General features: G+C 52.6%; 12 protein-coding genes and 2 pseudogenes. 4 read left to right on the top strand and 10 right to left on the bottom strand.

Annotated features, from left to right (window positions below; translation table 11 throughout):
* Nucleotides 1-31: 31 nt before the first annotated feature.
* Nucleotides 32-1,567: an IS66 family transposase gene (gene tnpC, locus BLU63_RS29060; protein WP_083376068.1), complete on the top strand. Its 1,536-nt coding sequence runs from the start codon at nt 32-34 to the stop codon at nt 1,565-1,567.
* 33 nt (nt 1,568-1,600) lie between these two features.
* Here the strand turns inward: tnpC and BLU63_RS29055 are convergent, their stop codons facing one another.
* The 4 genes from BLU63_RS29055 to BLU63_RS29035 form a co-directional block, all read right to left on the bottom strand.
* Nucleotides 1,601-2,134: an NUDIX hydrolase gene (locus tag BLU63_RS29055; protein WP_083376069.1), complete on the bottom strand. Its 534-nt coding sequence runs from the start codon at nt 2,132-2,134 to the stop codon at nt 1,601-1,603.
* A gap of 92 nt (nt 2,135-2,226) precedes the next feature.
* Complete coding sequence (locus tag BLU63_RS29050; protein ID WP_083376070.1) at nt 2,227-3,078, bottom strand: universal stress protein; 852 nt, start codon at nt 3,076-3,078, stop codon at nt 2,227-2,229.
* Between the two features lie 11 nt (nt 3,079-3,089).
* The gene (locus BLU63_RS29045) at nt 3,090-4,577 is read right to left on the bottom strand and encodes a SulP family inorganic anion transporter (protein ID WP_083376071.1); all 1,488 of its coding nucleotides are present in this window, start codon (nt 4,575-4,577) and stop codon (nt 3,090-3,092) included.
* A 548-nt stretch (nt 4,578-5,125) separates the two neighbouring features.
* Nucleotides 5,126-5,575, bottom strand: coding sequence for an antitoxin Xre/MbcA/ParS toxin-binding domain-containing protein (locus tag BLU63_RS29035; protein ID WP_083376888.1), 450 nt, complete (start codon nt 5,573-5,575; stop codon nt 5,126-5,128).
* Between the two features lie 335 nt (nt 5,576-5,910).
* On the opposite strand from BLU63_RS29035, the gene BLU63_RS29030 reads away from it, so the two are divergent.
* From BLU63_RS29030 to BLU63_RS29020, 3 genes are all read left to right on the top strand, one after another.
* Complete coding sequence (locus BLU63_RS29030) at nt 5,911-7,212, top strand: ISL3-like element IS1411 family transposase (RefSeq protein WP_011920678.1); 1,302 nt, start codon at nt 5,911-5,913, stop codon at nt 7,210-7,212.
* A 948-nt stretch (nt 7,213-8,160) separates the two neighbouring features.
* Nucleotides 8,161-8,490 (top strand): hypothetical protein, encoded by a 330-nt coding sequence (locus BLU63_RS29025; RefSeq protein ID WP_083376887.1) that lies wholly within the window; start codon nt 8,161-8,163, stop codon nt 8,488-8,490.
* A 47-nt stretch (nt 8,491-8,537) separates the two neighbouring features.
* The gene (locus BLU63_RS29020; RefSeq protein ID WP_231990921.1) at nt 8,538-9,443 is read left to right on the top strand and encodes a hypothetical protein; all 906 of its coding nucleotides are present in this window, start codon (nt 8,538-8,540) and stop codon (nt 9,441-9,443) included.
* Nucleotides 9,444-9,861: 418 nt separating this feature from the next.
* Here BLU63_RS29020 and BLU63_RS29015 read toward each other — a convergent pair whose 3' ends face one another.
* From BLU63_RS29015 to BLU63_RS28995, 6 genes and pseudogenes are all read right to left on the bottom strand, one after another.
* The gene (locus tag BLU63_RS29015) at nt 9,862-10,368 is read right to left on the bottom strand and encodes a hypothetical protein (protein ID WP_144443426.1); all 507 of its coding nucleotides are present in this window, start codon (nt 10,366-10,368) and stop codon (nt 9,862-9,864) included.
* Nucleotides 10,369-10,526: 158 nt separating this feature from the next.
* Nucleotides 10,527-10,952: pseudogene (locus tag BLU63_RS32900) on the bottom strand (IS30 family transposase); the annotation flags it as partial.
* A pseudogene (locus BLU63_RS34005) lies at nt 10,953-11,480 on the bottom strand (IS21 family transposase); the annotation flags it as partial.
* 259 nt (nt 11,481-11,739) lie between these two features.
* Complete coding sequence (locus BLU63_RS29005) at nt 11,740-12,180, bottom strand: hypothetical protein (RefSeq protein ID WP_083376885.1); 441 nt, start codon at nt 12,178-12,180, stop codon at nt 11,740-11,742.
* Nucleotides 12,173-14,239 carry an integrase gene (locus BLU63_RS29000; protein WP_083376884.1) on the bottom strand — a complete coding sequence of 689 codons (2,067 nt, stop codon included), beginning with the start codon at nt 14,237-14,239 and terminating at the stop codon, nt 12,173-12,175. Before BLU63_RS29000 ends, BLU63_RS29005 begins: the two co-directional genes overlap by 8 nt.
* A gap of 4 nt (nt 14,240-14,243) precedes the next feature.
* Entirely contained in the window at nt 14,244-15,785 is a 1,542-nt protein-coding gene (locus BLU63_RS28995) for a site-specific integrase (RefSeq protein WP_159454568.1), read from the bottom strand.
* Nucleotides 15,786-15,820: the final 35 nt, after the last annotated feature.

The following is a 15,820-nucleotide window of genomic DNA, read 5'->3' as shown; positions in this document are numbered from 1 at the left end:
GTTGACGACCTGCTCTGACACAATCAGCGGCATGACTTCCTCGCCCAATCTCGACCAGATGACACCGGAACAGCTGCGCGGCTTGGCCGAACAGGCTATGCAGTTGCTGTCCCAGGTCGACTCCATGAGCCAGAAAATCCAACGCCTCGAAACGGTCAACGAGCAACTGGCTCATGAAATCGCCATCCTCAAGCGACACAAGTTCGCCAAGCGCAGCGAGCAACTGAGCCCCGACCAAGGCAGTCTGCTCGATGATCTGCTCGATACCGATATCGCAGCTATCGAAGCCGAGCTGAAGGCAGCCAATCCGCCGGCCGCACCGGCCGAGCCACGTAATAAGCCCAAGCGTGCACCACTGCCGCCGCAGTTTCCGCGAACCGTGATCCGTCACGAACCAGAGAATACTCAGTGCGTGTGCGGCTGCCAGCTTCAGCGAATCGGCGAAGACGTCAGCGAGAAGCTCGATTACACTCCGGGCGTGTTCACCGTTGAGCGGCATGTGCGTGGAAAATGGACGTGCCGTCAGTGTGAAACACTGATCCAGGCGCCTGTACCGGCCCAAGTGATCGACAAGGGCATCCCGACCGCAGGCCTGTTGGCCCACGTGATGGTGGCGAAGTTCGCCGACCATTTACCGCTGTACCGGCAGGAGAAGATTTTTGGTCGGGCCGGACTGCCCATCGCCCGTTCGACACTGGCGCAATGGGTCGGACAGACCGGTGTGCAGCTCCAGCCTCTGGTCGATGCGCTGCGTGAGCATGTGTTGGCCCAGGGCGTGATCCACGCCGATGAGACCCCGGTTCAGATGCTCGCACCAGGCGAAAAGAAAACCCACCGCGCTTACGTGTGGGCCTATAGCACCACGCCTTTCTCGGCCCTCAAGGCCGTAATCTACGACTTCAGCCCCAGCCGTGCCGGCGAACATGCGCGTAACTTCCTGGGCACGTGGAACGGTAAGCTGGTCTGCGATGACTTCGCCGGCTACAAGGCCAGCTTCGAGCTGGGCATCACCGAAATCGGCTGCATGGCCCATGCACGCCGCAAATTCTTCGACCTGCATGCAGCCAATAAAAGCCAGTTGGCGGAGCAGGCGCTTCACTCGATTGGCGGGTTGTATGAAGTCGAGCGACACGCCAAGGAAATGAGCGACGAAGACCGCTGGCGATTACGTCAGGAAACAGCGGTGCCCATCGCTGAAAAACTGCATGAGTGGATGTTGGCCCAACGCGAACTTGTGCCCGAGGGTTCGGCCACGGCCAAGGCCCTGGATTACAGCCTTAAACGCTGGGTAGCGCTGACGCGCTACTTGGAAGATGGTGCTGTACCCATCGACAATAACCAGATCGAGAATTTGATCCGGCCGTGGGCGCTTGGGCGCTCGAACTGGTTATTTGCCGGGTCGCTGCGCAGTGGAAAAAGGGCGGCGGCAATCATGAGCCTGATCCAGTCGGCGCGTATGAATGGGCACGATCCGTATACCTATCTCAAGGATGTGCTGATGCGGCTGCCGACACAGCGGGCGAGCGAAATCACGCAATTACTCCCGCAGCATTGGATGCTTGCCTGAGACAGGCTAAGTGGACTTCGCCAAATAGTCAGCTCAAAGGCTGACTTGTATCAACAATTCGGAAGCGACTTTTCTCAGCATATAGGTTTCGCGCAGAATTGATTGCCCCATCGAAGACTCGTGACGCTGCATAACGGCTTCATTGTGCGTGATGGCTTCATGCAGGTTGATCCAGACAGGCCGCATACCATTAGCGATTTCGTGGCTTTCCATTCTCACGGGCTCTAGCTGGGGCGCTACTTCGCATTGATAAAAATGCGAGGTCATGTGCATCAGATCGTACTGTGGCCCCCAGTAGGGCCGGTACTCCTCAATGTAACCGTAGTGCTGGAGCACCTTTATGTCACGAGCACCAGTCTCTTCCTCAAGCTCACGCTTCAGGCCTGTGACAATGTCCTCGTCACCATCAAGGCCGCCTCCAGGAAAGCTGAAGTCGTTATAGCGCTCGGTGAACAGCAACAGGATCTGTTCATCCCGCATCACGATGCCGCGTGCTGCATGTCGACGGAATACTCTGCCCTGTTTGGATTTCAGCTCGGGGTGAACAATTTCAGTTATGAGTTGCATGTGGTCTCGTTACGGCAAAATCAGTTAGTCATCGTCCAGGGTGGCCACGGCATTTCCGCAGTTCTGGAAATACTGTGGCCAGTGGAACTGGCTCAGCGAAGCAGCAATACGGGTAAAGTGGATGTTCGCAGCATCGTCGTGGTCGTGCTGCCTACCAGAAACTGCCTGATGCGTGAGTGCCCGTACGCCCCCATGACCAAGAGGTCAATGCCGTGCTCTGCCTGATACGCATGAAGTACCGACTCTACTTCGCCTGGGCGGATCTCGGCATGCACTAGCGGGCCAGAAGAGGCAAGTGTGGTTCGTGCTTTCTCCAGCTCGTTCTGGTTTTCTTCAGAGTCCGTACCAACCATGACGATATGAATTGGCAGGTCTTCGCACAGCGGGCTTGAAGCAAGCATCTGTACGGTCTTGTGGCCTGTAGCGCTGCCGTCAAATGCCACCATGATCGTTTCAGGTTTCCTGAAATGGCTGGTTGTAATCAGGATGGGGCGGTGGATTGTTCGGACTACCGCTTCAATCTGGCTGCCAAGACTTTGGGCACTGCGCGTGCTGTCCTCACCGACTCTTCCAATCACCAGTAATCGAATATCGTCTTGGAGATCGCTCAGGCTCTCGACGAGATGGCCATGGCGCTGCTTCAGATCAGGTGACATGGCGCCAGAGATGACTGTTCGCTCGCGAGCTTTTTCAAGCATGTGCTGCCCATGCTCCAAGGCCAGTTTTGCACGCTGCGCATCCAGCGTGGCCAACTCTTCCAGTAGATGTTCTCTGCTACCGAGACCGATATTGCCGCTGAGGTCAGCGGATGCAGGATATTTTTCCCTATCCAGCACATGGAGCAAGGTCAGGGGAGCGCTGAGTCGTTGCGAGGCCCATGCTGCGTAATCGCAGACCGCCAATGAGGATTGTGAGTTATCAATGCATGCCATTACGTGGGTCATTGTCGTTCTCCTTAGTGGCTCATGAGCTTGTCGATGGCACCGGGTTTGTCATGCACGCCGAAGCGGTCAACGATTGTTGTGCTGGCTTCATTGAGACCGAGCACTTCAACCTCAGCGCCTTCACGGCGGAACTTGATCACGACCTTATCCAGCGCTGCGACGGCGGTGATATCCCAGAAATGCGCTTGTGTGAGATCGATGGTGACTTTGTTGAGCGCTTCCTTGAAGTCAAAAACTTCAGTGAACTTGTCCGCAGAGCTAAAGAACACCTGGCCCACGACGCGGTAAGTCCGATGCGATTCCGTCTCTTCCAAAGTGCTCTTGATATCCAGGTAGTGCCCAACCTTATTGGCAAAGAACAGCGAAGCCAGCAGCACACCTACCAGTACGCCGTAGGCTAGGTTGTGAGTGGCCACGACGACCACGACGGTCGCCACCATGACGAGGTTGGTCGACAGCGGATGCTCTTTCAGATTGCGCAAGGAATCCCAGCTAAAGGTGCCGATGGACACCATAATCATCACAGCCACGAGTGCCGCCATAGGGATTTTGGAGAGCCATTCGCCAAGAAATACCACCATCAGCAGCAGGAAAACGCCGGCACACAATGTCGAGAGACGGGTGCGGCCACCAGATTTCACGTTGATGATCGACTGGCCGATCATGGCGCAACCTGCCATGCCGCCAAGCATGCCGGCAGCGATGTTGGCCACACCCTGGCCTTTGCACTCGCGGTTTTTGTTGCTGGTGGTATCGGTCAGGTCGTCGACGATGGTCGCGGTCATCATCGACTCCAGTAGGCCTACAACTGCCAGCGCAGCGGAGTAAGGAAAGATGATGCGCAGGGTTTCAAAGTTCAGCGGCACTTCAGGCCACAGAAAAATCGGCAGCGTATCCGGCAGTTGGCCCATGTCCCCCACGGTACGGATATCTAGCCCCAGATAAATGGCGATGGCAGTCAGGGTCAGGATGCACACCAGTGGTGAGGGAACCAGCTTGCCGATCTTAGGTATATACGGAAACAGGTAGATGATTCCAAGGCCCGCTGCGGTCATCGCGTAGACGTGCCAGGTCACGTTGGTCAATTCAGGTAACTGCGCCATAAAAATCAGAATCGCTAATGCGTTCACAAAACCCGTGACCACAGAGCGAGAGACGAAGCGCATCAGCGAACCTAGCTTCAGGTAACCCGCGAGGATTTGAAGTACCCCACAGAGCAACGTGGCTGCCAGCAAATACTGAAGTCCGTGCTCTTTAACCAGAGTGACCATGAGAAGTGCCATGGCGCCGGTAGCCGCCGAGATCATGCCGGGACGACCGCCGACAAAGGCAATAACAGCACAGATACAGAAGGAGGCGTAAAGTCCGACCTTTGGGTCAACGCCGGCGATGATGGAAAAGGCGATGGCTTCAGGGATCAGCGCAAGTGCGACTACGAGCCCCGCGAGCACATCTCCACGGACGTTGGAAAACCACGTTTGTCTAAGTTTTTGCAGCATAGAAAATATCCAAGGCAAAGCATCGCGCACGCCAAGGGAATGGCGAGCGAATCGATACAAATTCAAATTTTGAGGATTTTTTTGCTGTGTGCTTAAGGCGTATAACCAGGCGTACAGCAGTGCGCACCCGCGAGCGAGGCTAGCGGAAGCAGGTTGTTGCGAGGGGGCGTAGCGCTAAGGCGGCGTAGGCTGCCAGTAGATCGTTTGGAGTACAGTCATGCTGATGTTCCTGTAGCTCAAGGGGTATGCGGAGCAGAAGTATACAATGAAGCCATCGTCGATTGCGACCCGCTGCCAAGCTCCGCATGAGCTACGTCAGATACAGGCTTATTCAATGGGTATACCTGCGGGCAAGGCTTTGTTTTCCACCCGTTCTTGTCTGAGCTGGTCTGTGTGCTGAGAGGTGAGTTGGCCAGACGGTTACGACTGAGGGTTTGGCTTCGTAATACTTAGGAGTTGGCTTCAACCGCTATCGACTTATTTTGGATATGGTACTGATACGGCATTGTTTAGGGGGACGAGGTGCATGCTGATTGACCCTCACAGGATCAGAATACTAATCCTTCCGCGGCCTGAATCAGTACCTCTTCTACTCGACGAGTGCCCTGTATTGTGGAGAGCATTGCGATTGGGCTTTTTCCTAAAAAACGGAGTTGGGATTTGTTGAGCCAGTTTTCAGCTTTCTGATTGTTCCCGAAAAGCACCCCTGCCATGGCTGTGATGTGTGCGACACGAAATAGTCGATCGCTTTCGTCGACTGTCAATCGATGACCGCGCATAAGCCTCTCATCAAGGTTTTTTTGTGGAATGATGAGGTCACGCGCTTCAATGCTTAGAACTCCATGGTCGCAAAGCTTATCGACAATACCGGCTGGGAAGCCGGCCTCGATCAGATCGTGGATATCCTGATCTGAAGCGCGGATTTGGATATGAAGAATCACTTCCAAACGGAGCCGATAGGCGCGGTAAGCATCATCACGAAAAATATCTGTAACCATGGGGGACGCTTATCCTGGCTCGTCTCTTGCGGTGAGCAAAAGCAATTTTTTGTACCTTTTGGCAATGGGCGGATTTATTCACCATAGTTTTTCAGTCCTCACTGTTGAGACTTACAAATCGTCGGGGTCTCGGAATGGGAGAGTGGCCACGTAACACCGCTTTGACCGATTCGGCAGCTCGCTCAAGGCTATCTCGATCGGCCAAGTACACTGCCTCTATAAGCTTATCCGGCTCTTCGCATTTAAGGGTGTAGAAAAAATCTGACCGGCTGGAAAAGGAGTCGAGGATCTTAGAAAATGTAAGCTCTCACACCAACAAAAACTAAGCCCCCGACGTGAACAATCTTACCTTTTCTAGCCCTGATCTTTCCAGCTTTTGCCAACTGAATAACCTCGGCCTGACTGCCACTGGACAACATCTTTGTGCAGAGCGCGCCGTCATCGAATGTCGTTTAACCAAAGCACCCGAGCCATGCCCCAAGTGCGGGGCTGCTGGTGTTTCACGCGGTACTGTCGATAGGCATCTTGCTCACACACCTTACGGACAACGACCAACCAGATTGCTGCTGCGTATCCGTCGCTGGCGTTGTGCTTGCGGCTGTTTCTGGCATGAAGATACAAACAGTGCAGCACCTCCACGTTCAAAGCTTTCATATGGGGCGATACGCTGGGCATTAGCTGCCATCGTGCTGGATCATCTGTCGGTATCTCGTGTTGCGAGCCAGCTTGATGTTGCATGGCACACCGCTAATAATGCCATTATCAACGAAGGACGGCGCCTGCTTTTTAATGACTCGACACGTTTTGACGGTGTGACCGTGCTGGGCGTGGATGAGCATGTTTGGCGACATACACGCTGTGGTGACAAGTACGTCACCATCGTGGTTGACCTTACGCCCGTGCGTAACAAAAACGGGCCGGCCCGCTTGCTCGATGTGCTGGAAGGCCGCTCCAAACAAGCCTTTAAGCAATGGCTACAGAGTCGCCCCAAATCGTGGCGTGACCAGATCGAAAGCATTGCCATGGACGGTTTTACGGGGTTTAAATCTGCAGCGCAAGAAGCCCTGCCTCAAGCCCAAACCGTGCTGGATCCTTTCCATGTCGTGCGCTGGGCAAGCAACATGCTGGATGAATGCCGCCGGCGTGTGCAACACGACATCCTGGGCCGCAGAGGGCGTAAAAATGACCCGCTCTACAAAAGCCGTCGAACGCTACTGACTCGGATCAGCTACCTGTCTGACGCCAACAAAAAGCAACTGTTCCAGCTGTTTGCAGATGAGCACCACCTCGAAGTGGATTGCACCTGGAGCATGTACCAACGGGTGGTCAGCGCCTACAACGAGCCGGATCGAAAACGTGGTAAAAAACTCATGGAAGAGGTCATAAATATCATTACAGCCAGCGACTTGCCCAAAGCGCTCATCGAGGTGAAAGGCTTGGGGGAAACGCTGAAAAAATACGCTGAGAGCATCCTTGCCTACTTCGACCGGCCAGGAACCAGCAACGGTCCAACAGAAGCTATCAACGGGCGACTTGAGCACTTACGAGGTACCGCCTTGGGCTTTAGAAATTTAACCAATTACATAGCCAGGTGCTTGCTGAAGTCAGGAGGGTTTAGAAATCAGCTACACCCTTAAATGCGAAGAGCCGCTTATCCCTGCCTATTCGTTTGGCGTCAAGTATCTCGTCGACGCTGGAGTTTTTCGAAAGCTTCTTGTCTACACCCATTGGGATGACCCTCTCAGAGGTTGCTGGACATGCTTACAAAACTATCCTAGTGCACATTGTGCCTACGCCCTAGGGCGCAATGATCCAAATGACCGAACGGTTAGAGGGCTGTATTGGACATAGCGTTACGGATTACCTCACGAATTACAGCTGCGCGGATAAGTTTGTCGTATCTATAGAGCTGCTTTTCACTCCAGTACACGAAAGCCGGCGGAGACTCAGATGAATCTAAGCTCTGGCCACGGATCGTTGATTGCTTGCTTTAACCAGACCCCAGAAGCATCCTCCTCCCGATAAAAAGAGCAAATACGTAGTGCTCTCGCCAGCCTTTCGCAATTGAACCGTAAGACGGGAACGTTATCATCCGGTATACCGGTGCCATCCGGACGGCCGACATAGGTCCGTTCCGACAACATGATCGTCAATCCTACATTCAGCAGTGAGTAACAGCTTGAAGTAATCCAGTCTGGATGCCTTTCTGAAATGGTTGTGGTTTGTCAGAGCATGAAGTACAGCGTCTTCACCTATTGGCGGATTAGCGTCAAGCCGTCATTTTTCAGCGGAGACTGAGCGTCTTCGGATTCGCTGGCTTCTGGGCCAATGCCGATTTACCCCCCGTGTGGCAGGGAAGTACTTGCCCAACTCCTGGCCGCAGGATTGCAAGCTGAGCAATGAAGATTTCGAGGTCACCAATGAGTTTGCTCATGTACTCTCGTGAGCTTCGTAAGTAGTTTGAAACCGCTGCTGCGTGCAGCGACCCTACGAATACCGCAACCATCATTTACAGGAGTTTGAAGTTGAACAACTTCTCACACAGAACGCGCGCGCGCGGGAGAATCCGCCGCAAGAGATCCTTAGTGGCTATCACGCTGGTCGCTGTGGTCGCACTATTGGTCGCTGCAGCACTGGTTCAAAATCGCGGACTGCAGATTGATGCAAAGCGCAATGGATTCGGCGTCAAGCTCGATCCGGCGGAGCAACCGGCCCCCTCTATTGCCACCCATAACGATGGCTCTCCCATCGTTACCGCAGCTGACGCGCAGGTCGAGGTCCACGTCACCGGGCCAACTAAATCGGCGCCTGCACAAAACCCTGTAAGGGACGGAATGTCCACCCACGGAGCGGCCTCGCCGATCGTTACAGGGCAAGGCGCTGTGGTTAAGGCCACAGTCGATACCCGGCCGTGAGGGGGGCTAAACTTCGCCGTACGGCGATGATGCTTTTGGTGTTGGTTATGCCTCCGTTGGCCTTGGCGCAGTCACCTGATATGCAGACCACGGGCCCATGCTCGTCCATCGTCAGCGGTGCGGGCGCATCGGGGACAAGTTATTGCATCGGTATCACCAAAGAAGCGTTGGAACGCCTGACAAACATCACTGCCGCGAGCCAGGGCCGCAGGCTCTTTGTCGCAGAGGCTTGGCTTAGCCCGACTCCGATGTTCGGACGCCCTAGCGGTTACAAGCAATCCGTTAACGAGCAGGTTTTCTTGACCGTGCGCGCGACGAACATCACGGCGGCGCCCATTGTCCTGACAGCAGCCAAGTGGGAGATCGTGCAAGCGAAAAATCTGTCCAAGGGCGGCGGCTCATTCGGCTACAGGAACTTGCTGTGGCCTGCGCTTTCAGTGAATAAGCCAATCAAGATCGAGGCTGGAGAACAGGTCGACATCAAGTTCGGTGAAGGTTTGGAGCTGAATGGCATGGCCAGCCGCCTGCGTAAAAACCGCGACCTGGACAGTGCATATACATTGCCTGTCGAACCGACACGGATCAACGGCGACAGATACATCAATTGGTTTGCCGAACAGATGGAGCTGCTGTACGGGGCCAAGGCCAAGCTGCGACTCACTTTTTATGAGGGTGACTACAAGCCTATCGCCAGTTTGTCATTGCCACTCGCACAGGGCGTGGACTTTTTCTATCATGGCGAGGCGGTGGACCAGAAAGGAAACGTGCAGTACGCGCCCCGCCTTGCGTACGACGCCTTCCTTGGCCAGTACCTCGAAATGCGGGCGAAAATAGAGCCAGGGTTTCGTATTAACACTCCGCCGACCACGTTGATTGAGGTAACTCCAGATCCTAGCGTGTGGGGTAAGCAAAGGTATCGAGATCTGGGGATTCAAGAGCAGCCGGAGGATTGATGTTGCGCGCATAGTGGCAGTGCTCTCGAGTCCTATAGCTGGCGGCTCAAGGCATTGTTATGGTGTGGCATTTTCCTTCCTGACGAAACATACATCCGCTACATTGATTTTTTAATTGGAGCAATGAATATGAAAGGTGTCGTGTACGATCCACCAGGGCCAGGCCTTCCATACCTGGCTGTTGTTTTAAACAACGGCGAGGTCGTTGTCGCCAGAAGTGTGTCCTCAGTAGCAGCAGGTGAGGCAATGATCGCAAAGGTCTTCAGTGACTTCGCTGATGCAAAGGCACAAGGAAAAATCTAATCAAATGCCCGTGCCTGCTGCTCGCACGGCAGGCACCTTTCCTATTATTTTCCGGCACTATCCCAACCGCCCTCGGCTGCCTTTTTTGCTTTCCTATTTGGCCAACGGTATAACCTTAAAGGTGTTGACGATTGCTGCGTATCAGGTGAGAGAGATAGGGGGTGATCTTTTCCATCATCAGTTCTGTAAATTCCTTAGCTCTTTCTTGAGGTATTTCCTCACCCTCAGCTATGCCCAGAGTCTTGGCCGCATATGCAAAGCCTTCCCTGACGGCACCTTCAAGCGCTCGCTGTTCACTTCTCCTGATCAAGATTGGTAAGGCCAAATCCGCAGCTGCTCTTTGGACAGCGGGGTCGAAGCCATAGCCGCTTATGACCTTGATAAACTCCTCATCGGCAACGCTACTGCTCACCTCAACGTCGATTTCCTCACTGGTTATAGGATCAAGCGCATAGGTCTCATCTATGTCTGGGCCTACGTAGTTGTCATTGATGAGAACTAGGACCCGGAACATTCCGAAATACTCAATATAGGACCAGAGCCTGTTTTTATCGGAGTCGCTCTTCAAGGAAACGCAGTGGAATATCGTTTTGCTGTCTCGATTGATCACCAGATCACTCAAGTAAGCGTGCCCATAAGGCGGTTCAGCTTGATCGTCCAGTAGGTAGTCAAGTGCCTTGCCAAATTCTCGATGCGGTACTCGACAGTAAGAGGCAAACGCTAATGCTGTCTTGACGAGCGAACGCCCAGCCGCCTTTCCACCGAGACTGAGCTCTACCGTTAAGGGGCTATCCAGGTAGGGCGGCTATTCTGCCTTGCCACTTCATTGAGCGTGGCTTGCGAGTGATCAGCAAGGTCAGTCCCTTTCGGGAAGTACTGTCTTAACAGCCCATTGGTGTTCTCATTCGATCCCCGCTGCCAAGGACGATGAGGATCACAAAAGTAGACCTTGATGTCGGTAGCCACCGTAAAGCGCTTATGGTCAGCCATCTCTTTGCCGCGATCCCACGTCAGCGATTTGTAGAGTTCTTGGGGTAAGTTGCGGGCGTTTTCGATCAGGGCGCTGATGGCCGTCTCGCTATCCTTACCGACCAACTTCACCAGCATTACGTAGCGGGTATGACGCTCAACAAGAGTTGCAATTTGGCTGTTCCTGCTACCGCACAGCAAGTCGCCTTCCCAATGACCTGGAACCGCCCGATCCTTATGGGCATCAAACAGCATCTCGTGGCCTTGGCTGGGGTACGCAACCAACCAGAATGCGCGACTGGCGCACAGCTTCATGTGGGAGACCTGGATACGTCGAAACAGGCCACCGATCAGCAGACTCTCTTCGCTCCAGTCAAATTGAAACGCCTCGCCGAGGGCAAAAGTCAGCGGTACAAAAGCGCGTAAAGACTTGCCTTGCTCACCTCGCCAAGAGCGTACAAACGCCGTGAGCTGGCTGTAGCCGCCGTCGTAACCCTCGGTTTTGATCTGCTCGAAAAGCGCTTTGGCGCTCCTGCGGTTGTGTTTTGGCCGGAACGAATCGGCCTTGAGCGCCTGTTGCAGGGTCTCGTGGAAAGGGCTGAGTTTGTTGAAGGTTGCGCAGCGTTCGTAAGCCGGCTGAGTGGCTTTGGGCGCTCTGACCCATTTTCGGGTGGTGTCTCTAGACAGCCCGGTACGCTTGGCTATCTGATGCAGCGAGAGCTTGTCGCGGAAGTACATCCGCCGGATTTTCCCCAACATTTCCATGCTGATCACCCTGTGTTCTCCTGCTCAAAAAGTGAGCAGAAGCAGTTGAACACCTGGGTCAGTTTTCAGTCGGCAGAACAGCCTTTACTGGGTCAGTTTTCGGTCAGCGGCAACATCGATGTGTCTTGGAGTATTGAAAATCGTATATAAATAATAGTAGTTTGGGGCTGAGTTAGGTCTTATTGCCGCGGATTACCATCCTCGTAATCCATATACTATCACTAGCGAGGCAATAGAAATTCAAGATTACTTTCAATGATCACTGAATTTTAACGTTGCGCGGTTGTGGCTCACGGATTGTCGGAAGTGGAGCCATCAGCCGCTCTCGTGTAAGGCCTGCAATGGTTGCGTTGTAAATGAGTCGATTTGCGATTTCGGCCATCCTGGCGAGTTCTGCTTTCAGTTCATCATTCTCTGCCTGAAGCCTAGAGATCTTCTTCATGGCGTCCAGCGTGCTCCGTGGTCTTGGTATATCCGAGAGCTTTTGTTTTTCTGTTTTGAGATGCTGCTTCTTATTCTTATAAGCGACTTTTACAGCTATTTTCTTGTCGAGCGCCTGACGAGTTGGCGGGTTATCCCAACCCATTATACCTTGTGCACCAATGCAGACTGAGTTCCAGTCCAGCGCATGCTCGGCTGGCCAGTTGCGGATCATCTGAGCGATTTTTCTTTCATGTAGTTCTGTGATCGTTTTAGGCATTATCCGAACTCCGAAGCAACTCCAAGCAAGCCAAGAGATCATCGCCGTATGTAATGCGCAGCTCATTCCTGTCCAGCAACTTTACACCTGCTGCTTTGGCTTTCTCGGACATAATTACCTTCTCGTGGCTGAAATCCTCCCCCGCCATTTCGATTGGGCTGCCGTCAGGTATGTCCGGGTTGTGTAGGATTGCCAACAGTTGATCGAGTCGTTCAATCTGCGGTCCTGCCTTTTCAGTCCATCGCGATGCAGCCCGCTCGTCTTTCGCTATCGCCCGTTGCGCGGCTGTGTAAGTCAGGAATAAATTGTCACGGTCTAGCTTGATGATTTCTGCGGCGATCTTGTCGCCCTTGCACATGAGCAGTTCCGAGCAGTTGAGGCAGTCGGCGAACTTGTTGCAGGGACCGGCTCGCCAACTTCGGCGACAGATGCCATAACGGCTGCGATGGAATGGCCCCTGACCATAAAGCTCTGCTTCCTCATAGGTGACTGGCGTCAGGGGTTCTTGCTCTTGGATTGTCCCGAGCAAGGCTGCTCCATCAGAAGCCGCTTTAAGCGGGTCGTCGTGCAGGTAAGTTCGAGTCTGCCGGATGGTGGCGCGACTACTCCAATCGGTAAGTAATTCTATGGAAACACCGCTGCTGCGCCCTAGTCTGTTTAGAAGGTGGCGAAGGCTGTGAGACTTTAGGTTGATAGCACCATAGCCATTTCTTCGGAAAAAGTTCCCAGCGTGTGGTGTTCTTGGTCCTGTCGACAAATACGGACCAAATGTATCGCTAGTGTAAGGTGCAAGCAGCACCGGACTGATATTAAATTCAGGTGAAAGCTGAAATCGACGAAAACACAGCAGAGATTCGGACATTCGAAGCGGTGGTCGCACCGAATTGCGCGGGTTTTCCTGATAGGGAAAGTGTGGATTGAGTCTACGATGTACTTTTAACACCAGGTTCCAAAGAACATCCAGCGTGAAACCTTTCAACGAAGCACTGCCAGTGTGCAATTTTACGAAGCTCATGCAACTATTCGGGTTGGAAAAACCTAGCGCTTGTACTACCTGACGACTGCTAAGAACTTGGTCGTCAGGTACATTTGGACAGTTCGCGTGTCGATAGAAATGGTCTGGGTTAGTTTCCATATAGCGTGCTAGACGACGACCTTCCTCGGTAATTTTGCTCAACCGTCGAATAGAATCGGTAGCGACTGTTGCCATCGTCTTCGGAATGGCTTTACGAGCGAAATGCCCCGACTTCGGTACCCAGTACGCTAAATAATTCTGGAGTTTTCCATCTTTATCGGCGTCGTCGCGCAAGCAGTCGGTCCGTAGACGCAGGGTTTCGCCAATGCGCATGGGCGCACTCATTAGAAGCCCTGTAACACAAGTGATCATAATATCGTTGTCTATTTGCGTTTCACTGGTGCCTCGCGAGAAAACTTCAGCAATGGCTAGCAGCGCGTCCTGATCTGGTATTTTCTTTAATTTGGCCTCACTTGAAGCGTTTGCGCCGTTGATCGCATCGTAACTGTGTTGTCCCACGTAGGGATTACTCCAGAAACCTGGATCTACCTGAAGAATAAAAAAATCCGCCAGCATCTTCAAGGTTCTCTGAATATGGCTGCACAGCCCTTGGCGGCTGGGTATGTCTACAATAGTGCTGACGACCGCTTCCCAGTGTCGTTGTTCGAACTTGGTGATGTCAGGCACTGGCATATCGATTCGCAAAACGTATTCTATAACCCGAAGCGCTTGTATCTGCATGCATATTGATTTTTGTGGGTGGATCGTATGTCTATATCGCAAATAGGCCTTGGCTAATTCGGTAAAAGCCGGGTGCATTAATTGATGCGTGTCAAGGCGCGTGGTACGGGATGGCAGATTCCGGTATTCGTGGTTGATAAAACGGATGCCTGAGTAAGTTGTTGGCCAGCGATCTGCATTCCAGGCAAAATCCTTCAGGTCAGACCATAGCGTCAGGTTATCTTTGGCCATGGTAACGAATTCACGAAGGTTCTGTTTGGCAGACAATTCGCGTTTAGGGGTGAATCGAATGGACTGACTCATAAGTTCATTTCTCACTCGCTGCATTGCGTGCATTGCGTGCATTGCGTGCATTGCAGCGTCCAATGCAGCTTTTGACAGCGCGTATGTCTGCTGATAGATCTATAGGTATCAATATATTTCGCAGCCCTCCGATTTTGAACGCTTGTTGTTCCGCGGTTTGTCGCTGTTCCAACGCATCCAATACCTCTTGATGTGGCGCATCCACCAAAGGTTCGAAATACCTACAGCGATAACAGGGAATCGGCACAGAGGTTGTCGCGCAGAAACTGAATTTTCCGCAGTGACCGACTGTTTTTAGCAATCCAGCGCGAGCGAATTCCAACTTGCTGGTTTGGTCGTTGGCTCGAGTGGCCTGATCTGCTGAGTCGATCAGGGTTCCCGTAAAAGCCATTGCGAATGGGGCCAGAGCAGGTGCCATTGTTTCATCGAGTTGCCGCGCTTGTTCCGCAGGGTCGTTGTAGTAGGCAACTAAAGTTTGTTCAGACGTGTGACCTAGCCAGTGAGACAGCATGTGAAGTGGTACGCCTTGTCGGGCGAGTTGTCGCGCCCGGGTATGGCGCATACGCGTGGCAGTGACAACCATTGTCCGTCCAGTACGTGGACTGGTGGGAGGCTGCTGTAACGAGTATTTAATCTTTGCCTCACCATATTCGCAAGTCGGAAAATTATTTTCCCAAGTGAGAATTTTAGATACGCTTTCTCGTCGTAGATGAAAAAGCTCGCTGTCTAGATTCCTCAAAAGGCTGAGTCGATTTTGGCCTTCAATGAGTTGCCGAGACTGCCTGACTCGGAATTCGCTGCAAAACAGAGGCAATTTTTTCAGTTGATCATCAGTAAGAGAAAGACCCAGAGTCTCTTCGTAAAGCGCTCTTGCTTCAAGATATTGAAGATGGCATAAGTTCCACAAGTGATCGGCCATAGAGTGAGGCTCAAATTTGCTATCACGAAAACCTATTTCTGCTCCCTTGTCCTTGCTGCCAGGGAAGAGAATGACTTTCCCTATAGGGCTCATTTTATCCGAGCCGTCGTTTTCTTGAATGTCGCCAATTTTTAGGTTCGCAATCTGTACAGGTCTACGTGCATATTGCATTGAAAGAAGCTTGATGAGCGTAACTTGAGTGCTGGATTTGCCACTGTCATAATTATTCCATACTACGCTGAGCAGATCATCATATTCCTCGTTGGTAAGCCAGCTTTTATTTGGATCGTCTGAAAGCACATTGCGCGGGGCTGAGAGATGGGCGGCACTACCATTCAGCAAACTTAAAGCGCTCTGATCAATCATGACGTTGTCGCGTTCCAGCCAATGTAAGAAAAAACATAAGATTCTGTTCTTGATTCTATGGAATGTTGGGACTGTTAGTGCTTTAGCTATCCAGCAAGAGTCGAACGAGCTGGTAGGATATGTAAGTAGAGCTTTTCGAAACGCTGAGATGAGATTGCCATAGCTAGCTGGCGCATAGTCACATTGTGCCGTGAAAGATATTAAGTGATGTTTTAATGACGGTACGAGCGTGGGGTTCAAGTTGGACAGGGCTTTTTCCATGTTGAATCTATTCTGACCAATCTGAACACATGTAT

Origin of the sequence: Pseudomonas mandelii (assembly GCF_900106065.1) — a bacterium.
Lineage (GTDB): Bacteria > Pseudomonadota > Gammaproteobacteria > Pseudomonadales > Pseudomonadaceae > Aquipseudomonas > Aquipseudomonas mandelii.
Note: the sequence above shows the minus strand (reverse complement) of the source record. Positions and strands in the feature narration are given on the sequence as shown.